At 64.5% G+C, this 19,984-nt stretch carries 16 protein-coding genes; 9 read left to right on the top strand and 7 right to left on the bottom strand.

Going from position 1 to position 19,984, the window contains the following annotated elements:
- The 5 genes from fahA to ACESNG_RS21870 form a co-directional block, all read right to left on the bottom strand.
- A partial coding sequence (fahA, locus tag ACESNG_RS21890; RefSeq protein ID WP_373070855.1) for a fumarylacetoacetase occupies positions 1-919 on the bottom strand: 919 nt, incomplete at its 3' end.
- A 264-nt stretch (positions 920-1,183) separates the two neighbouring features.
- Complete coding sequence (locus ACESNG_RS21885; RefSeq protein WP_373070853.1) at positions 1,184-2,125, bottom strand: hypothetical protein; 942 nt, start codon at positions 2,123-2,125, stop codon at positions 1,184-1,186.
- A gap of 24 nt (positions 2,126-2,149) precedes the next feature.
- On the bottom strand, positions 2,150-3,121 hold the full coding sequence (gene nadC / locus ACESNG_RS21880; RefSeq protein WP_373070851.1) for a carboxylating nicotinate-nucleotide diphosphorylase: 972 nt from the start codon (positions 3,119-3,121) through the stop codon (positions 2,150-2,152).
- Positions 3,118-4,128, bottom strand: coding sequence for a quinolinate synthase NadA (gene nadA / locus ACESNG_RS21875; protein ID WP_373059220.1), 1,011 nt, complete (start codon positions 4,126-4,128; stop codon positions 3,118-3,120). The genes nadC and nadA overlap by 4 nt, the downstream gene beginning before the upstream one ends.
- Positions 4,129-4,237: 109 nt before the next feature.
- Positions 4,238-5,761, bottom strand: a complete 1,524-nt coding sequence (locus ACESNG_RS21870) for an L-aspartate oxidase (RefSeq protein WP_373059218.1) — start codon at positions 5,759-5,761, stop codon at positions 4,238-4,240.
- A 92-nt stretch (positions 5,762-5,853) separates the two neighbouring features.
- On the opposite strand from ACESNG_RS21870, the gene ACESNG_RS21865 reads away from it, so the two are divergent.
- The 3 genes from ACESNG_RS21865 to ACESNG_RS21855 are packed head-to-tail and all read left to right on the top strand — an operon-like array spanning position 5,854 to position 9,925.
- On the top strand, positions 5,854-7,383 hold the full coding sequence (locus tag ACESNG_RS21865; protein WP_373070849.1) for a hypothetical protein: 1,530 nt from the start codon (positions 5,854-5,856) through the stop codon (positions 7,381-7,383).
- Positions 7,384-7,391: 8 nt separating this feature from the next.
- Complete coding sequence (locus ACESNG_RS21860; protein WP_373059214.1) at positions 7,392-8,672, top strand: hypothetical protein; 1,281 nt, start codon at positions 7,392-7,394, stop codon at positions 8,670-8,672.
- 20 nt (positions 8,673-8,692) lie between these two features.
- Entirely contained in the window at positions 8,693-9,925 is a 1,233-nt protein-coding gene (locus tag ACESNG_RS21855; protein WP_373070847.1) for an LVIVD repeat-containing protein, read from the top strand.
- A gap of 37 nt (positions 9,926-9,962) precedes the next feature.
- Here the strand turns inward: ACESNG_RS21855 and ACESNG_RS21850 are convergent, their stop codons facing one another.
- Positions 9,963-11,051, bottom strand: a complete 1,089-nt coding sequence (locus tag ACESNG_RS21850) for an OmpA family protein (RefSeq protein ID WP_373059210.1) — start codon at positions 11,049-11,051, stop codon at positions 9,963-9,965.
- Between the two features lie 480 nt (positions 11,052-11,531).
- Here ACESNG_RS21850 and ACESNG_RS21845 point away from each other — a divergent pair, with 480 nt between their 5' ends.
- The 6 genes from ACESNG_RS21845 to ACESNG_RS21820 all read left to right on the top strand — a co-directional run bounded on the left by ACESNG_RS21845 (position 11,532) and on the right by ACESNG_RS21820 (position 19,716).
- The gene (locus ACESNG_RS21845) at positions 11,532-12,602 is read left to right on the top strand and encodes a BMP family protein (RefSeq protein ID WP_373070845.1); all 1,071 of its coding nucleotides are present in this window, start codon (positions 11,532-11,534) and stop codon (positions 12,600-12,602) included.
- A complete protein-coding gene (locus tag ACESNG_RS21840) occupies positions 12,599-14,164 on the top strand; it encodes an ABC transporter ATP-binding protein (protein WP_373059206.1) in 1,566 nt (521 codons plus the stop codon). Before ACESNG_RS21845 ends, ACESNG_RS21840 begins: the two co-directional genes overlap by 4 nt.
- A gap of 8 nt (positions 14,165-14,172) precedes the next feature.
- Positions 14,173-15,351, top strand: coding sequence for an ABC transporter permease (locus tag ACESNG_RS21835; RefSeq protein ID WP_373059204.1), 1,179 nt, complete (start codon positions 14,173-14,175; stop codon positions 15,349-15,351).
- Entirely contained in the window at positions 15,348-16,223 is an 876-nt protein-coding gene (locus tag ACESNG_RS21830; RefSeq protein WP_373059202.1) for an ABC transporter permease, read from the top strand. The genes ACESNG_RS21835 and ACESNG_RS21830 overlap by 4 nt, the downstream gene beginning before the upstream one ends.
- On the top strand, positions 16,220-17,461 hold the full coding sequence (locus ACESNG_RS21825; RefSeq protein ID WP_373059200.1) for an MFS transporter: 1,242 nt from the start codon (positions 16,220-16,222) through the stop codon (positions 17,459-17,461). The genes ACESNG_RS21830 and ACESNG_RS21825 overlap by 4 nt, the downstream gene beginning before the upstream one ends.
- A 248-nt stretch (positions 17,462-17,709) precedes the next feature.
- A complete protein-coding gene (locus tag ACESNG_RS21820; protein ID WP_373070843.1) occupies positions 17,710-19,716 on the top strand; it encodes a prolyl oligopeptidase family serine peptidase in 2,007 nt (668 codons plus the stop codon).
- Between the two features lie 22 nt (positions 19,717-19,738).
- On the opposite strand, the gene ACESNG_RS21815 is transcribed toward ACESNG_RS21820, so the two are convergent.
- The coding region (locus ACESNG_RS21815) for a DUF2442 domain-containing protein (protein WP_373070841.1) at positions 19,739-19,984 on the bottom strand (246 nt) is incomplete at its 5' end.

The raw sequence follows: 19,984 nt of genomic DNA, 5'->3' as shown, positions 1-19,984 counted from the left end.
TGCTGGCGAGATACGGCAGCGGGTCCGGATCGCCCACGGCACGCGCGGCTAACGGCGTGCGGAACGGCTCGAGCGCGTCGAGGGTGACCACCCACGGGCTGATCGTGCTGGCAAAGTTCTTGGCGAGGAACGGCCCGAGCGGCTGATACTCCCACGCCTGAATGTCGCGAGCCGACCAATCGTTCAACAGACACAGACCGAACAGATGGTCGTCGGCCTGCTCCATCGCAATCGATTCGCCGAGCGCGTTGCCCGTGCCCACGAATGCGGCGAGTTCGAGTTCATAGTCGAGCGACCGTGACGGACCGACCGACGGCACGTCTTCATTCGGGCTTTTGCGCTGTCCCGTGGGGCGGCGCACCGACGTACCGGAAACGACGATGCTGGAAGCGCGCCCATGATAGCCGATCGGCACCCACTTGTAGTTCGGCAGCAGCGGATTGTCGGGGCGGAACATCGAGCCGACGTTGGTAGCGTGGTGCACCGACGCGTAGAAGTCGGTGTAGTCGCCGATCTGTGCCGGCAAGAACAGCTCGGCCTCCTGCTGCAGCACCAGCGCGTGCTCGGCGATTTGCCGACGGTGCACGGCAACCGAGTCGGAGAGAAGCGCGGAGATCCCGTTCCGGAGTGCTCGTCGCGCCGGCGCACCACGCGACATCAGCTCATTGAGCGTCGGCATGGCACAGGCCGTGGCGGCGCTGCGCGCAGCGCTGTCGTCGTCGAACAAACCGGCGGCGAGGCAGGCGGCGATGTCGAGGATCGCGGCGCCGATCGCCACACCGACGCGCGGCGCTTCACGCGTGCCAGCCCGACGGAAGATGCCGAACGGCAGATTCTGAATCGGAAAATCCGCACCGCGCAGATTGGCGGTCGGCACCCAGGAGCGCAGCGCGGGGTCGTTGGTTGGATCGATCGACATGCGGTGAGTTTAGCGTATGGGCACCCTCTCCGCTGGCTACGCTGTGGCGGGGTGCTGAAAACCTGTTTCCATCTTTTTGCCGTACTTCGCGTGCCTTCGCGGACTTCGCGTGAACCGCGGTGCTCGCGGCTGCCACGGGGTGATCGGAGAGCCAGCTGGTTCAGGCGAAGCTCGCGGAGCACGCGAAGAGACGCGAACAACCGCACCGGCATGAAATGATCACCCAGGATGACGACGCCACGTCTCGACTATCGGAGCACTACTCTACAGCCAGCCCAAGGCGCGCGATTCATCCACCGGCTCAGTGAAAGAACACGACCCGAAGCTCACGAGACCACGCTGCCGCATCTGCTGCAGCACATCGCGGGTGAAGGTGAGCGTGCGATCGGGTCCGTGCCACGCCACGTGGAGGTCGCTGAACTCGATCCGTCCGGCATCCGCTTCTTCGAGCAGCTGGATCGCCTCCGTGTCGCCGCCACCGCTGGCGAGGTGCGCGACAGCGAGCGCCACGTTCAGGAAGCCGTACATGCGGCCGGTGGCGGCGTCGGGCTCATAGGTCAGGCGGTACATACCACGCAGCGGGTGGTGCAACCCGGCCGTTGCCTTCGCGGTCACGCCGTGCGCAAAGCACGCGCTGAAAAAACGCACGACAGACGCGGGTGACGGCATCAGGTCGGCGGTGGTGCCGCCCATGCGCACTTTCGCCTGTTTCCCCGCGCGGGCGATCGCGGCGATCAGCGTCTCGACGTCGCCGTCGAGCGGGACTTCCAGGTAGGTCAGCAATTCGCGTGGCATGGCGGCGGCAATGCGTTCGACGTCGCCGACCGACGTCACCTTGATTTCGTATGCATCGACCTTGGCGCCGCATTCATCGAAGCACACGCGATGGCGTTGGTTGAAAGCGGCGATCTCCGCGAGATCGCTGGCGACATCCGGGCTACCGGTCACCGAGAGTCGCCAGGGAATTGCACCGGCGTCACGGGGCAGCAGCGGGTCGGCCTTCTCGGAGAAGAGCGTGAGCGACTGGGCGGGACAGATGAATCGCCCAAGGATCCAGCCGGAGCCGGACGCGCGGTAGTGCGCGTAGTTACGCACCGCATTCGGCATAGCGAGGGCAGCCGGCGCATAGAGGCCGGCGTAATCGACGAGGCCTTCCAGCAGGAGGCGGGACGCGCGATCGGTGAGCGGCGGGAGACGAACAGGCATGGCGGGGAATTCCTTCTGGCGACCTTACAGGCCGTCGAAATCGAGACCGAGATCGAGCGCGGGTGCAGAATGCGTGAGTGCGCCGACAGAGATGTGGTCCACGCCCGTTTCTGCGATACGACGTACCGTGTCGAGCGTGACACCACCCGAGGCTTCCGTGATCACCTGACCGCGGCATCGCGCCACGGCCTCGCGCAGTTGCTCGATCGACATGTTGTCGAGCAGCACCCAATCGGCGCCGGCGACGACGGCCGCGACGACCTGCTCCAGCGTATCGCACTCGACTTCGATGGCGGTACCGCTCATCGCGAGCCCGCGCGCACGGGAGACGGCCATCGCGATGTCGCCACCGATCGCCGCGAGATGATTGTCCTTGATCAGCACGCCGCTGCGGAGATCCATGCGGTGATTCGTGCCGCCACCGGCGCGCACGGCGTACTTCTCGAGGGCGCGCCATCCCGGCGTCGTCTTGCGCGTATCGAGAATGTGCGCAGACGTGCCGGTGACCGCATCGACGAAGCGACGGGTCAGCGTGGCGATACCGGACAGATGCTGCAGATAGTTGAGCGCCGTACGTTCGGCTGACAGCATACCGCGGGCATGCCCGCTGATGTGCATGACGAGATCGCCAGCCTTCACGCGGGTGCCATCTTCGGCTTCGACGCGAATCGTGACTGCACTGTCGAGCTGACAGAACGCCTCGACGGCCAGCGGCACGCCGGCAATGACGCCGTCGCGTCGGGCTACAATCGCACTGCGCACATGACGGCTGCTGACGACAGTTGCCAGCGTGGACACATCATTGAACGCCTGATCTTCCAAGAGCGCCACCCGGACCTGTGCCGCGACGTCCGCGTCCGACAGCGGAAACGCCAGCGAAAGCGTCAGTGCGGACCGCGGCACCGCGCGCGTACCCAGCGGCGTGATGGTCCGCGGCGTCAGCGCGAGCTGCCCGCTCGACGGCGTGGGACGCAGGGGCGGGTGGGAAGCACTCATTCGCCGGGATCCTCAGGGTCGAAGGGACTCACGCCGGAATTGCCGCCGATCGACACCATGCGCTCGATGGAAATCCGCGCGCGCGCCGCGATCTCGTCCGGCACCGTGATACGATGTTGCATATGCAGGAGCGCATCGCGCACCTTGGGCAACGTCGTCACTTTCATATACGCGCACTGCGCTTGATCGTTCGCCGCAATGAAGTGCTTGCCCGGATTAGCACGACGCAACCTGTGCAGAATGCCGATCTCGGTGGCCACGATGAACGTATCCTGATCGGTCTGGCTCGGACGCTTGATCATGCCCTCGGTCGAGAGAATGTGCACGTTGTCGGGATCGACAGCACCGGCGCTCACTGCTTCCACCACCGACGTCGCACAGCCACATTCCGGATGAATCAGGAATTCGGCGCCCGGATGCTTCGCGCGCATGTTCGAGATGTGTTCGGGATCGATACCCGCATGCACGTGACATTCCCCGAGCCACACATGAATGTTCTCGCGCCGCGACTCGCGACGCACATGGGCACCGAGGAACATATCGGGGAGAAAGAGGATCTCCTTGTCGGCCGGAATCGCGTTCACGACCTCAACGGCATTGCCCGACGTGCAGCAGTAGTCGCTTTCCGCCTTTACTTCGGCAGTCGTGTTCACGTAGGCCACGACCACCGCTCCCGGATGCTGCGCTTTCCAGGCCCGCAGCTGTGCCGCATTGATCGTGCTGGCGAGCGAGCAGCCGGCGGCCAGATCGGGGAGCAGCACCGTTTTCTGCGGCGATAGAATCGCCGCCGTTTCGGCCATGAAATGCACACCGCAAAACACGATCACCTCGGCTTCCGTCTTCGCCGCCTCGCGCGACAACCCCAGCGAGTCACCCACGAAATCCGCCACGTCCTGAATTTCAGGACGCTCGTAGTTGTGCGCGAGAATCACCGCGTTCCGCTCCTTGGCGAGCGCGCGAATCTCTGTGGCGAGCGCGGGGTCGTAGTGGGCCTCTAAAATGGTCATATCATAACTGCGAAGTAGGGGGTACGGGGTCCGGAGTACGGGGACGAAGTGGGGGGAGCGGAGACGGGACTTACCCCATACCCCCGACTCCCGACTCCATACTTCGCTTCTACCATGTGATATGTCGTCCCTGCCACTTCCGGCGGGTCTTGGGAAAATCGCTCCGGAAGTGCCCTCCACGCGACTCCTTGCGCATCAGCGCGGCTTCCGTCACCAATGTGGCCGTGGTGTGCAGGTTCCGCTCTTCCGTGGCGCCCGCGGGCAGTCGCTCGCCGATCTGCTGCAAGGCGGAAAAGCAGCGGCGTAAGCCGGGCGCGGTACGGGCGATCGACGCATAGGTCCACATGAGTTCGCGGATCTCGTCGGCGGCCACCTGCGCCGCGCCGCGATCGTCGAGCGACGGCACTTCCCACAACGTCGGCTCAGGCACGGCCAAGTCGGTCGGCGTCTCCACCATGTCGCGGGCCACCCGCTCGGCGAACACCAGGCCTTCCAGCAGCGAGTTGGACGCCAAGCGGTTGGCGCCATGCACGCCCGTGCGCGCCACCTCGCCCACGGCGTACAGACGCGCGATGCTGGAGCGACCGGCCAGATCGGTCATCACGCCGCCCATCATGTAGTGCGCGGCCGGTGTCACGGGGATCGGTTCGTGCACCGGATCGATGCCGCGGGCCCGGCAAATCGCGAGGATGCCTGGGAAGCGGGTCGCGAACGCGGCGCTGAGTTTGGTGGCGTCCAGAAATACGGTGCCATACTGCTGTTGCTCGCGGAAGATTTCGCGGGCCACCACATCGCGAGGGGCGAGTTCTGCCAACCGATGGCGCTTCGGCATGAACCGCTGCCCCCGTCCATTCAACAAAATGGCGCCTTCGCCGCGCACCGCTTCCGAAATCAGGGCGAGCGGATTCTCTGGCGTGTCGAGCGCCGTGGGGTGAAACTGCACGAACTCCATGTCCGCCAACCGGGCACCAGCCCGATGCGCGATGGCGAAACCATCGCCGGTGGCCACCTGCGGGTTCGTGGTGTAACGATAGATCTGCCCGCAACCGCCTGTCGCGAGCACCGTGGCATCGGCCACAATCTCGACGGCCCGTCCGGCAATGCTGGCGCGAACACCCGCGCACTGGACCCCGTCCTCATCCTCTAACAGCAACAGGTCGAGCACCCGCGCCATCTCAACCACCTGAATGTTCGGCGACTCGCGTACCTTGGCCACCAGCGTCCGGGCCACTTCGGCTCCGGTCTGGTCGCCTTGCGCGTGCACGATGCGATGACGTGAGTGCGCCGCCTCTTTCCCGAGCTGGAACTCGCCATTGGGATCAAGATCGAAGCGAGCACCCGCCGCCTGCAGTTCGCGGACTCGGGCCGGGCCCTCTTCAACCAGCACCTGGACGGCTTCGGCGTCGCACAGCGCTGCGCCGGCGGCGAGCGTATCCTGTCGGTGCAGGTCTGGCGAGTCTCCGGCGCCTAAGGCGGCCGCGATGCCTCCTTGGGCATACGCCGTCGCGGAGTCGAAAAGAGTACGCTTGGTGAGGACCGTCACCGGTCCATGTGCCGAGGCGCGCCAGGCAGCATGAAGTCCTGCGACTCCACTGCCAATAACAAGGAACCGCGTGCGGATCCGGTCGGTCATAGTAGTTTGAAGTTAGAACACTGGCTCCCCAACAGAACCCCCGGCCAGCTTGCTGGCCCATTCTCCCGCTCTTTTCGCTTTCAGGAGACGTCATGCGTTTGACGTTCATCGCTGGCTTGGCGACCGTGTTGTCGCTGTCCGCAGCAGCTCTCGTTCCGTTTACGCTCGCCGCTCAGCCCGGTGGTGGCGTAGCACCGCAGTGCAGCATCGACCAGAACACACCAAAAGAACTGACGCTGCTGTCGCTCAAGTTCCAGAGCGCCCGGAGCGCGCCGAGTCCGGACGCCCGGAAGAAAGCGCTTCGCGAGATCATCAAAGAACTCGACACGAAGCCGGAGCGCTTCGCCAAGAATCCCGGCGGGTACAACCTGACCCTCGTGCAGGCCCTCACGATGTGGGGCGTCGAGCCCGGCCTCACCGATGCCCCGGCTCGCAGCGAACTCGGTTTCGTCACCAACCCGACCGAGCCGTACGACATCCTCGTGAACATGGATGTCGCGTACAAGGCGATCGTGGCCGCAGTGCCCACCTGCGGGGCCGATATCACGGCGATGCGCATGAACGAAGTGTGGCTGGCCGCGACCAAAGGGGCGCTCGACGCGTCCAACGCCGGCAAGCTCGACTCGGCGGAGTACTTCGCCAACCGCTCCATGATGATGTCGGGCACGAACCCGTACCCGCACTACGTGCTCGCCAGCGTCGCCAACGCGCGCAACAACAAGGCGAACGCAATCATGCACTGGAAGCACGTGATCAAGTATGCAGCCGACGACACGACGTACCGCGACCTCAAGACCGGAAGCATGTATTACGCGGCAATGGCCCAGCTGGAAGATGCCCAGGCCAAGACGGGCGCCGAACAGCAGGCAACGGCGCGTGAGGCGGCAGAAGGCTTCAAGGCGTTGCTCACGATGACGCCGGACAGCCCGGATGCCCCGAACCTGCTGCTGTCATGGGCGGATGCGCTGACGGTGGCAAAGGACACGGCGCTGATTCCGACGGTGTACACGCCGCTGTTCTCGCAAGCCTCGGCCACCGACGTTGCGCTCACGACGGCCGGTGTGATCGCGACGCGGGCCAACAAGTCGGACGACGCGCTCAAGCTGTTCCAGGCGGCGGCGAAACGGAATCCGAACAACCGCGATGCCCAGCGTAACGTGGCCGCGGCGCACTATTCGAAGGATCAGTTCACATTGATGTTCGAGCCGACGCGTAAGCTGGTCGAAATCGATCCGAACAACTTCGACGGCTGGATGCTGTTCGCCTACGCGTCGCAGGGTCTGGCCAAGGCCGCGCAAACGGCCAAGAAGCCGGTGGAGATCAAGGCGTGGACGGATTCGCTGGTGAAGTACCAGACGTATGCCGAAGCGCTGCCGGTCAAGGTCGATGTCACGAGCTTCGATCGTCGGAAAGATGTGGCGACGCTCCTGCTGGCGCTCGAGCAAGTGGCCGTGAAGGACGGTCAGTATTCGGTAACGGCCGAGTTCCTCGATGCGGCTGGAGCCGTCGTGGCGACGGTAACCGAAGCGGTGGGCCCGATCAAGAAGGGTGAGACGAAGCCGGTCACGTTGAAGGCGACCGGCACGGACATCATGGCCTATCGCTACAAGGCGCTCAAGTAAGTCGCGCTTTGAAGGTGCGTACGTTGGTCTTTGTTGTCGCCCTGCTGGCCGCGGTTTCACCCGCGGTTGGCAGGGCTCAGCATTTCCCGCACAATCCGGCCGATGATTCCGCCCGATACCACGTCGGTGCCATGGGTACGGGTCTCCTCACCACGGCTAATCCAGCGCTGCTTGGCCGTCGCTACACCGAAGGCTACCTCACGCAGCCCAACCTCATGGGCGACGCCACGGTGGGGCCAGTGCGCTTCACCGGCACGCTCAATTTCGAGGGATACACGCTCCGCCGTGGCGAGCTGAACGCCGGCATCTACGGCGAGGGCTACGCCGATCGGCGGCACCCGCACACGCTCGTGCACGAAGCCATGCTGGCGCTAGCTACGCCCACCCGGGCCGGGTTCCGCCTCACGGTGGCCGGCGGCAAAGGGTTCACGCCGTACGGCACCGACGATCCGATGATGCGGCCGTTCGTGAAGTATCCCGTGAATCATCATCACGCGCAGATCCTCGAACGCGTGCAGCTGCTGGGCGCCGTGCAGTTTGCCCGGGGAGACCGGTCGGTCACCGTGGAGCAGGGATGGTTCAACGGCGACGAACCCGTTGGGCCGTTCACCGGGCCGCAGTGGTCGCGCGTGGGCGATTCACGCAGCACTCGGCTTACCGTGGCGCCGCACCGAGCAATCGAATGGCAGGTCAGTCGCGCCTTCGTGCGCAGCCCCGGCCTCATTCAGGGCGGTGCCTTCGACCATAATCAACTGAGCTCGTCGCTACGGTACGACGTGCCGGACAAACGGTACGCCCTCCTGGAAATCGCGCGCACCGACGAATCGTTGGGCGCGCAGCGCGTGTTCCGGTTCGCGAGCGCGCTCGTTGAAACAAGCATGGTACATCGCGGGTGGGCCTTTTCGGGGCGCGCCGAACGCACCGACCGTCCGGAAAGCGAACGACTGCTCGACCTCTTTCGCATCCCCAACGGACATGTAGACTTTCAACTGGTTGGCGTCACCCGCTGGTCGATCGGCACCGTGCAGCTGGCCGCACCGCGCACCGGCATCCCGCGCCTGCGCAGCACGCACGTAACCCCGTTTGTAGAAGTGGCCCGCGCCACCGCGCGGGCGTTGCGCACGCCGGCCGTGTTCGTACCCGCCGAGTTTTACGGGTCCGATACGCAGTGGTCGGTATCGGTGGGCGCGCGTATTCACGTCGGCACCATGCGTCGGCGGATGGGTCACTACGTTCTGCCGGCGGGTATCCGCTCCTCGAATTTCCCTTCAGCGCACACGCATCGATGACATACGCTCGCCCGCGCCACATGATGGGTGCTATCGCTTCCGCACTGCTGGCGACCGCGTTGTCGGCCTGTGGCGGCAGCGACCCCGCACCGACGCAGGTCGCGGTCACACCACCTCGTGACACCACCCCCACGACACCGATCGCGCCCAGCGTACTCACACACCTCGGTCAGGGCGCCGTGCCCGAGCGCTACACCGCCGAAGTCTGGGTGCGCGGCACGACCGCCTACACGACCACGTGGGGCACGCGCGCCGGGGTACGCGGCAACGCGGTGAAGATCTGGGACGTGAGCGCCAATCAGCCGCAGTTGGTGGACAGCGTGATCGTGGCCAATGCGACCACCACGGGCGACGTGCAGGTGTCCGACGACGGAAGCCTCATGCTGGTCGCGATCGAGTCGAATCCGAATGGGGGTGTGGCGATCTACTCGATGGCCAACCCACGGGCCCCGCAGCTCATTACGCGCACGACCGGCGGCGAGTTGCAGTACGGCGTGCACACCGCCGAGCTGGCCCGCGTGAACGGCGTGCTGTATGCCTTCTGCTCCATCGATCCGGCCAATGGCGTTCCGGCGCGACTGGTGGTGCTCGATCTCAGCACGCCCTCCGCGCCACGTACGGTGTGGTCACAGCAAATGGGGACCCCGTTCATCCACGACGTTTTCGTGCGCGATGGCCTGCTCTTCACCGCCGAATGGACCGACGGCGTGGGCATCTGGGACATCGGCGCGCAGGGTGGCTCTGTGTCTGCGCCACGCCTCTTGGGGCGGGCCCGCACGGTGGGCGGGCAGGCGCACAACGTATGGTGGGTGCACGATCCCGTGACCCAGAGCAAAAAGTATCTGCTGGTGGGCCAGGAGGGACCGGGGTCGATCGGGTCGTCGAGCATAGGCGACGTGCACGTGGTGGACATCAGCAATCTGGCCGCGCCGGTCGAGGTGGCCGTGTACTCAGTGCCCGGTGCCGGAACGCACAATTTTTCTGTCGACGAGGCGCGGGGGTTTGCCTACGCGGCCTACTACAACGGCGGCGTGCGAGTGCTCGACGTGCGCGGGGAGCTCGGCACCTGCCAGACTGCCCAAAAAACGGCCGATGGGCGGTGCAACCTGACCAGCATGTCGCGCCACCGGGCTACGTACTCCGGCAGCGGTGGAGTTCCGGTGTACGTGTGGGGCGTGCATTGGTCGGCGAGCGGGCTGTTCGCCAGTGATATGCTGAATGGGCTGTGGCGGGCAGCGCCGGCGGTGCGGTAGGGGCGCGAAGAGGGGGCGTGGGCGGATTCCCCGATGACTATCGCACGACCACTTCGACGCGTCGATTTCTTGCTCGGCCATCGGCGGTGCCGTTGCCGATAGTGGGTCGTGTGGATCCATGGCCGATGATCGAGATTCGCGCTTCAGGGATTCCCTTCGAAAGCAGGTAATACTTCGCGGCGAGCGCGCGGCGTCCTGACAGCGGATTGTTGATCATGTCGGTGCCGACATTGTCGGTATGACCCTCGAGGCGCACCGAAATGTCCGGCAGCGAAGTGAGGTACGCGACGACCTTGTCCAGTTCCTGACGACCTTCCGGCCGCAACGCGATTCGTCCGCTTTCAAACGTGACCGCGCTGGCGGCAAACGCCACGATTTTGGGGCTGCCGCGCATTTCCGGAATGCCGGGTACCGTGGGACAGCGGTCTTCATCACCGACAACCCCATCGCGATCAATGTCGGGAGGCAGGCAGCCGGCAAACTCGGCCGTTCCGGCAACCGTCGGGCACCGGTCCTGATCATCCTCAACGCCGTCTTTGTCTTTGTCGGTCGGCACGCATCCCTCGTTGCGCACACGCCCCGCGACCTGCGGACACTTGTCGTAGTCGTCGGTGACCCCGTCAATATCCGAATCGGGCATTGGGCAGCCGAAGTTGCGCGCCGGACCAACCATCAGCGGACAGCGATCGACTTCGTCGTCGATCTTATCGCCATCCGCGTCGGAACGCACGGTCGGGACAACGGTAGCGACGCTTCGCCGTCCGCCGAAGAGTTTCAGCTTCAGCCCGGCCTGAACACTACGCCCGTAGAGCATAGGGGCAACGACCACACCCTCGCGATTATCGAGATCCGTGAAGCCGTACACATAGCGCCCATCGAGCGACACGCGACTACGCGGGAACAGTTCCGCACCGCCCGTCGCCGAGTAGCCGAACCTGGTGACACTATTGACCGCCACCACGTTCGGATTATCCACCACAGAGATCGAATAGTCGACTTGCCCACCAAGGAACATCGCGAGTGGGCCGACCTGCACCTTCAACAACACGGGCGCAGAAAACGAATTGATCACCACGTCGGCGAACAGCGAGTGTGGTTTCTGCCCGACCGTCTGACGAAACGGCATCGCGCTTTAGTGCGCCTGAGGCTCCAGCGACACAAATCGGCCCAGCGGGACGTTCAACCAGGTGCCGACGGCCCAACCGAGGGGCTGCTCGAACGTGGTTGTTGGATTGCTCACCCGCGGCATGCTGAGATTGGCCGCGCCAAGGCCCCCACGGAAATCCGGTCACCACCTTGTGCCGTCGCTTGTGCGTGTCCGCGGGACACCGTTCCCGTCATCAGTAACGCGACGGCAACCAACGGGCGAACAACGTGTAAGATCGGCGCGAGAACCATGAGCGGATGGCGACAGAGGATGGGACGGATCAATGCATCGGAAGCGTCGTCGGCCTGAACGTGTTCACGGGCCACAGCGCCCGACGCGGCCACGCAGCGAATGGAACGCCGAGAGAGTGACACCGACAAGTACGACCGATGTAAAAACACCTGACCGTGTACGGAAGAATCTCGACGACATGCAGTTGCCCCTTCCCGCAGCGTCACCATGCGGCGAACCTTCCGGATCATGCGTCGGACTCTTTACCTCATCGGGGCGCTCCTCCTCGCCCACGTCGCCCTACTGACCGTTCACCCCTCCGGGGCCACGGTAGCTGATACCTCCGAAGGTCTGGATGTCGGCATCGTCTTTGACGTGGGCGGTCGCGGGGACAAGTCGTTCAACGACGGGGCCTATCTGGGCGGCCTCCGCGCCGCGAAGGCGCTCGGCGCGCGTGTCCGCTACATCGAGCCGGGCGAAGGCTCCGACCGCGAGGCGGGGCTGCGGCTGCTGGCCGCCGAGGGCATGGAGCTCGTGGTGGCCGTCGGGTTCATCTTCACCGATGACATCAACGTGCTGGCGAAGGAGTATCCGAACGTCCGCTTCGCCGACGTGGACTACGCCGTGGCCACCGACAGCGCCGGCAATCCGCTACCGATGGCGCCCAACCTCGTCGCCCTCAAGTTTCGCGAAGAGGAAGGCTCGTTCCTGGTCGGCGCGCTCGCTGCGCTTGTGGGCAAGAGCAAGAAGGTCGGCTTCGTGGGCGGCATGGACATCGCGCTCATCCACAAGTTCGAAGCGGGCTACCGCGCCGGCGTGAAGCACGTCTGTCCCGACTGCGAAGTGATTGTGAACTACGCTGGCGTCACGCCCGAAGCGTTCCGTAATCCGGGACGCGGCAAAGAAATGGCGTTGGCGATGTACAGTCAGGGTGTCAACGTGATTTTCCACGCCTCAGGCTCCACCGGACTCGGCGTATTCGAAGCCGCCCGCACAACCGGCAAGTTCGGCATCGGGGTGGACGCCGATCAGTACAGCGAAGCGCCGGGTCACGTGCTCACCTCGATGGTGAAGGGCATCGACGAAGCGGTCTTTCAGGTCGCGAAGGCCGTGAAGGACGGCACGTTCAAGGGTGGCGTTCAACAATTCGGTCTCGCCGAAAACGGCGTCGGCTACGTGTACGACGCCAACAACAAGGCGCTGATTCCCGATGTCGTGCGCGCGCGGCTCGATACACTCACGGCCGACATCGTGGCCGGGCGTATCAAGGTCCCCAGTACGCGGTCCGGCACACGATGACCATGTTTGCATCGAACGCGTCGGCCATCCGGATGACGGGCGTCGTGAAGACGTTCGGCGCCGTCGTGGCCAACCGTGATGCGTTCCTCGACGTCGCGCCCGGCGAGATCCACGCGCTGGTGGGAGAAAATGGCGCGGGCAAGAGCACGCTGATGCGCGTGCTGGCTGGCATGTACGCGCCTGATGCCGGTGCGGTGCAGGTGAACGGCAGGGACGTGACGGGCTGGAAGACGCCGAGCGCGATCGCCGCCGGTGTCGGCATGGTGCATCAGCACTTCATGCTCGTGCCCACGCTCACGGTAGCTGAGAACGTCATCCTGGGGATGGAACCGCGCAAAGGCATGCAGGTGGATTTGCATCGCGCGGTCATCGAAGTGGAATCGTTATGCCGGAAGTGCGGCTTGCACGTCGATGCGAAAGCAAAAGTGGCCGACCTGTCGGTGGGCGAGGCACAGCGCGTCGAAATTCTGAAGGCGCTCTATCGTGGCGCGAAGATTCTCATTCTCGACGAACCCACAGCGGTGCTGTCGCCGCCCGAAGTGCGCGACTTGTGGACTGTGCTACGGGCGCTCAAGGACGACGGTGGTACGGTGGTGCTGATTACGCACAAACTCGACGAAGTGATCGCGGTGTCCGATACGATCACCGTGATGCGCGGCGGCATGACGATCGCGCGCTTCGCGACGGAAGGTACGACAGCGCGTGACATCGCACGCGCGATGGTGGGGCGCGACGTCCAGCTGCACCTCGACGCCCAGAGTGGCGCCGACAGCTGGGTGGCCGGGGCGGCTGCCGAGTCGACCGCCGCACCGTTGGCTCTGCCGGTGCTGCGCGTAACCAACGTGTCGGTGATGTCGGACCGCGGCACCCGCGCGGTGAACGACCTCAGTTTCGAGATCCGGCCCGGCGAGATTCTCGGGATCGCCGGCGTGGAAGGCAACGGGCAGACGGAGTTACTGGAAGCGATCGCCGGATTGCGCGCGATGCAATCGGGGAGCGTGCAGCTGTCGTCGCAGGACTTCGGCACGCGCTCCGTGCGCGAGCGGGCCGATCTGGGCTTATCGCACATTCCGGAAGACCGGCAACGGCGCGGCCTGATTCTCGACTACAGCATCGCCGACAATCTCATTCTCGGTCGGCAGCAGCACTTCGGATCGTTCGGCGCGCTCGATACGGCGCGCATCGCGAGGAACGCTGTCGAGCAGGTGCGACGTTTCGATATTCGTCCAGCTATGCCATCGCTGCCAGCGCGCGCGTTGTCCGGCGGGAACCAGCAGAAGGTCGTGATTGCCCGCGAAATGGGCCGAGAGTTCAGCGTGCTGTTGGCGGCGCAGCCCACGCGCGGGGTCGACGTGGGCGCCATCGAGTTCATTCATGCGCAGCTGCGACTTGCGCGCAATGCCGGCAAAGGGATTCTGCTCGTGAGCGCCGACTTGCCGGAAGTGCTCGCGCTCTCCGATCGCATTGCGGTGATGTACGGCGGGCGGTTCGTGACCGTACTGCCGGCGGCGCAGTGCAGCGCCGAGCAGTTGGGTCCCTACATGACGGGAGCGGCGGTATGAGCGGCGGCATGAGTACCGGACCAGCGACGCCGCCGCGCGAACAACAGCGGAAAATGCAGAGCACGGGTGAAGTGCGCGCCATGGCGGAGCTGCCCGGGCGCGCTGGTCTCGGACTGGCGGGCGGCTTTCTGCCGCCACTGGTCGCGCTGGCCATCGCCGCCGTGGTCGGCGACCTGCTCATTTTGAGTTTCGGTGAAGCGCCGTCGACCGTGTTTCGCCTGCTGGTCGAGGGTACGTGGGGCAATGCCTACGGTATCGGACAGGTGTTGTACAAAGCCACGACGCTCGCCTGCACCGGTCTCGCGTTCGCGTTGGCCAGTCGCGCGGGGTTGTTCAACATAGGTGCCGAAGGACAGCTCGCCGCCGGGGGGTTCGGTGCGGCGCTGCTGGGCACACTGCTGCCCGCTGGTACGCCGGGGTTGATCGCCGTGCCACTGTGCTTGCTGGCGGCCATGCTGGTCGGTGCGGGCGTGGGCGCGGTGCCGGGCGCTCTGCGCGCAAAGTTCGGCGCGAGCGAAGTGATCGTGACCATCATGCTCAACTTCGTCGTGCTCGCGTTCCTGAACTGGATCGTCTCGTCGAAACTGCGTGTGCCTGAAACGCTGCATACGCTGCCGGTCGTGGCAGGCATGGTGCCTCGCTTGGCCGACAGCTTTGTGGCGTTCCGCGGCAGTGCGGCGAACTTCACAATCGCGTTCGCCGTGCTCGCGGCCGTGGTGAGTTGGTGGTATCTGTTCCGCACGCGCAGCGGCTACGAATTGCGCGCAGTGGGACTGCAGCCTGATGCCGCAGAGTACGGTGGCGTGCGTGTGCCGCGTGTGATGCTGGTGACGATGTGCTTGTCGGGTGCCTTGGCTGGGCTGGGAGGCATGAATTTCGTGCTCGGCTACAAGGGCTACTACGAAGAAGGCTTCGCCGGTGGTGCCGGCTTCCTGGGCATCGCGGTCGCGCTGGTGGGGCGCAATCATCCCATCGGCATTCTTGGCGCCGCCCTGTTGTTCGGCACCCTGTCGCAAGGCGGACTCGCGGTGAACGCGATCGTACCCAAGCAGCTCACCGACATTCTCACGGCGGTGGTGATTCTAGCCGTCGCCACCGCAGTACCGGAAGTACAGAAGCAACTGCGTGCGGCCGCCGCCAACGTGACGGCCGCGTTCTACCGCGACGCACGGAATGGCGTGTCATGATTCTGCTCACTTTCCTGTTGCAGACCATTCGCATTGCGATTCCCTATCTCCTGGCGGCGGCCGGCGGCGTGATGTCGGAGCGCGTAGGCATCATCGCGCTCGGCCTCGAAGGCATGATGCTGGCTGGTGCGTTCGGCGCGGCGCTGGGGAGTTATTACGGCGGCAATCCGTGGGCCGGACTGGCGGGCGCGCTGGTGGCCGGTGCCATGGTGACCGCAGTGCTGGCGGTGGCGACGCTGCGCTACAAGGCCAATCAGGTGGTCGTCGGTGTGGCGATCAACCTGCTCGTGGTGGCGGCCACCCGGTTCTACCTTCGCCGCATCTTCGACAGCGCCAGCAATTCACCGCGCGTGCCGGGCTTCGGCGGAGAAGGCGCCGGCGGTCTGTTCGCGAGCTTTGTGAATCCCGTGGTGTGGATGGGACTCGCCGCGCTGCCGGTGCTGGCGTGGGTGCTCTATCGCACGCCGTTTGGATTACGTGCGCGTGCCGTGGGCGAGAAACCGGAAGCGGCTGCCACCCTGGGCGTGGCGGTGACCCGTTTACGATTGCAGGGGCTGCTCATTGCGGGCTCGCTGGCGAGTTTGGGCGGTGCCTATCTCGCGCTCGATCAGCACCAGTTCTCCGACAGCATGACGGCGGGCCGCGGCTTCATCGCGCTGGCGGCGGTGATCTTCGGACGCTGGGATCCGGTGCGTGTCGCGGTGGCCTGTCTCCTGTTCGCCGGTGCCGAGACACTGCAGATTCAGTTGCAGGGCTCGCAGCTGATTCCCAGTCAATTCGTGGAGATGATTCCGTACGTGCTGACGATCGTCGCCTTGGCCGGAGTGGTCGGACGCAGCGTCGCGCCCGCCGCGCTCGGGAAAACTGAATGATAGTGTCGCACACCGACGAACATCCGATCGACGGCGGCAAGTCCGCGTTCGGCAAGCTCACGGTGTTGATGGTGACGGCATTCATCGATATGCTCGGCATGTTGATGATCCTGCCGCTGCTGCCCTTCTACGCCAAAGACCTCGGGGCCGGTGGGTTCGTAGTCGGGCTGTTGGTCAGCTCGTTCAGTGTGGCGCAGCTGCTGAGTGCGCCGCTGTGGGGCCGTTTCAGCGACAAGCACGGTCGTCGTCCGGCGCTGATCGTGGGGCTTGTGTCGAGCGCCGTCGCGTTCGTGGTGTTCGCCTACGCTGACTCACTGTGGTTGCTGCTGTTGTCGCGTATCGTGCAGGGCGCGGGCGGTGGTACGGTGAGTGTGATTCAGGCCTACGTGGCCGACGCCACGCGTCCGGAGGATCGCGCGAAGAGCCTCGGTTGGTTGTCCGCCGCCACCAACGCCGGTGTCGCGCTCGGTCCGGTAGTCGGCAGTTGGGTGCAGCATTGGGGACCGCATACACCGGGTCTCGTGGCCGCAGGATTGTGCCTCATCAACATCGTATTCGCGTCGAAGTATCTCACCGAAGTGCGCAGGCCAGTGGCCGACAACGCCGACGGTTCGAAGCCGGTACGGAAGGGCTCGCGCGAAGCGGTCCTGCGTGTGATCACACACCCGAGCGAACCAGCGTCGCGACTGGTGCTCATCTACGCCATTGCGATCGGCGCGTTTCAGGGCATCACCGCCATTCTCGCGCTGTTCCTCGCCGCGCGGTTCGGCGTCACGGCTGATACAATCGGCTATTTCTTCATGTACATCGGCGTGCTGAGCGTCGTGGTGCGTGCGCTGTTCCTGGGCAAGATCGTGGACCGCTTCGGCGAAGCGCGCTTGAGCCGCTACGGATTGGTATTCCTCGCGGTCGGACTGATCGGGATGTCGTTCTCGCATGACTACGTCACGCTGGCCCTGGCGGTCGGGATGCTACCGCTTGGCACAGCCTTCACCTTCCCCTGTGTCACCGCCATGCTCTCGCGCGTCGTCGCGGGATCGGAGCGCGGACTGTACATGGGCGTGCAGCAAACATACGGCGGCATCACGCGCGTCGGATTCCCGATCCTGCTCGGCTTTGCGTTCGATACGTTCGGGATGCAGAGCCCGTTCTGGATCAGTGCGACGTTGGTTTTGGCGACGTTGTTGTTGGGGAGAGATATGGAGTTATATGCTCCTCGCGTTGCCAGGACGTCCTAGGACCTTGGGCTTTGAGATGTGGATTTTGGCTGTGGGCTATTGGCTTGAGGTGCTGGGTTCTGGGTAATGGGTTATGGGTGAGCTGCGTGGTGCGCTACGGCGCTGCCCGCACCGGGGGCCCCGGCTTGGACCCAAAACCCAAGACACACTACCCACCACTCCAAGCCCCGAGCATCCAGCCCACAGCGCGCGTTCTTTCTCAGTGCCGGCGTTTCATCACTTCCACTTTTATTCTGGCGGTTTTCGCCATGCGCCCTCAGTTCCACTACGCGTTTGCCCTTACGATGCTCGCCGCCGCCAGCACCGCGGTAGCCCAATCCCCTCGCCCGATCCGCAGTGCCGACCTCTATCGCCTGCGCGACGTCGGAGCCGCCCGTCTCTCACCGGACGGCGCCTGGATTGCCTACACCATCACCACCGTCGACTCGGCCAAGGACAAGAGCGACAGTGATGTGTGGATGGTGAATTACGAGGGGACCCGCACCATTCGGATGACGAGCTCACCGGAAGGCGAGAGTAATCCCCGTTGGAGTCCGGACAATCGCTACCTGAGCTTCGTCTCCGGTCGCTATGAGTCGAAGGGCGGTCAGGTGTGGTTGCTGGATCGCGCCGGTGGGGACGCGGTGCGTCTCACCGATCTCAAGGGCGGGGTGGGCGAGTACGAGTGGTCGCCTGACGGCACCCGTTTGGCCGTGGTGTCGCACGACCCCGATCCCGAAGACGCGAAGCCCGATTCGCTGAAGACGAAGAATCCGAAGCCGATCGTCCTCGATCGGTACGCCTTCAAGCGCGACAACACCGGCTACCTCGATCGGTTGCGCGATCATGTGTACGTCGTCGATGTGGCCACCAGGAAGGCAGTGCAAATCACGACCGGCGATTTCGACGATCAGTCGGTACGGTGGTCTCCCGACGGCAAGCGACTGGCGTTCGTGAGCGAGCGTAGTGGCACCGATCCCGATCGCACGAACAATGCCGACATCTACGTAATTGATGCAGCGGCCGGTGCCATACCGGTCAAGCTCACCACGTGGAGCGGCCCCGATGCGAGCCCGGCGTGGAGTCCCGACGGGCAGTTTATCGCCTATCTGCAGGGGAGTGAGCCACAGCTGTCGGCGTACACGCAAAATACGATTGCGGTGCTGCCGAGTGGCGGTGGATCGCCACGGCTCGTCGCCGCATCGCTCGATCGTGATGTGAACGCACTCTCGTGGAGTGCCGACGGCCAGACGTTGCGGTTTTTACTGGGCGATGATCGTGCGGTGCATCTCGCCAGTGTGTCGGTGAACGGCGGTACCGTGTCGCGTGTGCTCGAGGGCCGACGCGCGGTTACGTCATATGACGCGTCGAGCACCGGCCGCGTGGTAGTGACCAGCGCGACGGCAACGCGCTCCGGCGAAGTGTTCGCGTTCGAGAACGGTGCACTGCGTGCGCTCACTCATGTGAATGATTCGATCTTTACCGCGCTGGCGCTTGGCACCACCGAAGACGTGCAGTTCAAGAACAAAGACGGACTCACCGTGGGTGCGCTGCTGGTGAAGCCGGCCGGGTTCGACGCGAGCAAGAAGTATCCACTGATGCTGCGCATTCACGGTGGCCCGAACGGACAGGATCAACATGCGTTCTCGTTCGAGCGAGAGTTGTTCGCGGCGAACGGCTACCTCGTGCTGGCGGTGAACTATCGCGGCAGCTCGGGACGCGGTCAGGCGTGGAAGAAGGCCATCTTCGCCGATTGGGGCAACAAGGAAGTACAGGATCTCATGGCCGGCGTGGATTACGTGATCAGCAGAGGTATCGTGGACACCACGCGAATGGGCATCGGCGGCTGGAGCTACGGCGGGATTCTCACCGACTACACCATCGCCACCACCACGCGCTTCAAAGCGGCCACCAGTGGTGCCGGCAGTGCGCTGCAGACCAGCATGTACGGTAGCGATCAGTACATCTACCAGTACGAGAACGAACTTGGTGCGCCGTGGAAGAATCCGAAGCTGTGGGAGAAGCTCTCGTATCCCTTCTGGCACGCCGACCGCATCACCACGCCCACAATGTTTCTTGGCGGCGAGAAAGACTTCAACGTGCCCATCGCCGGCGGCGAGCAGATGTATCAGGCGCTCAAGTCACTGGGCGTGCCGAGTCAGATGATCGTGTATCCCGGACAGTTCCACGGCATCACGCGGCCGAGCTTTGTGAAGGACCGCTATGACCGGTACCTGGGGTGGTATGCGAAGTACCTGATGGGGGTGACGCCGTAGGGGGCGTCAGTCTCATTGCGCGCTACGCGCTCGCGTTGGTGATGCGCGAGCGCAGGAACTCCGGTGCGAAGTCAGCGCCGCACGGCCAGACCACTGTGTGCAGCATCGGGTCGAGCCGCCCCGCCGTAAAGTGGGCCGGATCTTTGAGGAGCTCGAACACCGGTGCATCGAGATCGTGACTCAGATCGGCCACGCCCTCGACGCCATCGTTGAAGCGGAGCCACAGAGTGTGCGCAGCGACGATACGCGAGTCAGTGACGTGGAGAAT

It is taken from the genome of Gemmatimonas sp. (genome assembly GCF_041689975.1).
Classification (GTDB): Bacteria; Gemmatimonadota; Gemmatimonadetes; order Gemmatimonadales; family Gemmatimonadaceae; genus Gemmatimonas.
Note: the sequence above shows the minus strand (reverse complement) of the source record. Positions and strands in the feature narration are given on the sequence as shown.

Excerpts from the sequence above, each read along its gene's own strand:
- ACESNG_RS21885 (WP_373070853.1), bottom strand. The coding sequence starts at position 2,125 with ATGCCTGTTCGTCTCCCGCCGCTCACCGATCGCGCGTCCCGCCTCCTG.
- nadC (WP_373070851.1), bottom strand. The coding sequence starts at position 3,121 with ATGAGTGCTTCCCACCCGCCCCTGCGTCCCACGCCGTCGAGCGGGCAG.
- nadA (WP_373059220.1), bottom strand. The coding sequence starts at position 4,128 with ATGACCATTTTAGAGGCCCACTACGACCCCGCGCTCGCCACAGAGATT.
- ACESNG_RS21870 (WP_373059218.1), bottom strand. The coding sequence starts at position 5,761 with ATGACCGACCGGATCCGCACGCGGTTCCTTGTTATTGGCAGTGGAGTC.
- ACESNG_RS21865 (WP_373070849.1), top strand. The coding sequence starts at position 5,854 with ATGCGTTTGACGTTCATCGCTGGCTTGGCGACCGTGTTGTCGCTGTCC.
- ACESNG_RS21855 (WP_373070847.1), top strand. The coding sequence starts at position 8,693 with ATGATGGGTGCTATCGCTTCCGCACTGCTGGCGACCGCGTTGTCGGCC.
- ACESNG_RS21850 (WP_373059210.1), bottom strand. The coding sequence starts at position 11,051 with ATGCCGTTTCGTCAGACGGTCGGGCAGAAACCACACTCGCTGTTCGCC.
- ACESNG_RS21845 (WP_373070845.1), top strand. The coding sequence starts at position 11,532 with ATGCGGCGAACCTTCCGGATCATGCGTCGGACTCTTTACCTCATCGGG.
- ACESNG_RS21840 (WP_373059206.1), top strand. The coding sequence starts at position 12,599 with ATGACCATGTTTGCATCGAACGCGTCGGCCATCCGGATGACGGGCGTC.
- ACESNG_RS21835 (WP_373059204.1), top strand. The coding sequence starts at position 14,173 with ATGAGTACCGGACCAGCGACGCCGCCGCGCGAACAACAGCGGAAAATG.
- ACESNG_RS21830 (WP_373059202.1), top strand. The coding sequence starts at position 15,348 with ATGATTCTGCTCACTTTCCTGTTGCAGACCATTCGCATTGCGATTCCC.
- ACESNG_RS21825 (WP_373059200.1), top strand. The coding sequence starts at position 16,220 with ATGATAGTGTCGCACACCGACGAACATCCGATCGACGGCGGCAAGTCC.
- ACESNG_RS21820 (WP_373070843.1), top strand. The coding sequence starts at position 17,710 with ATGCGCCCTCAGTTCCACTACGCGTTTGCCCTTACGATGCTCGCCGCC.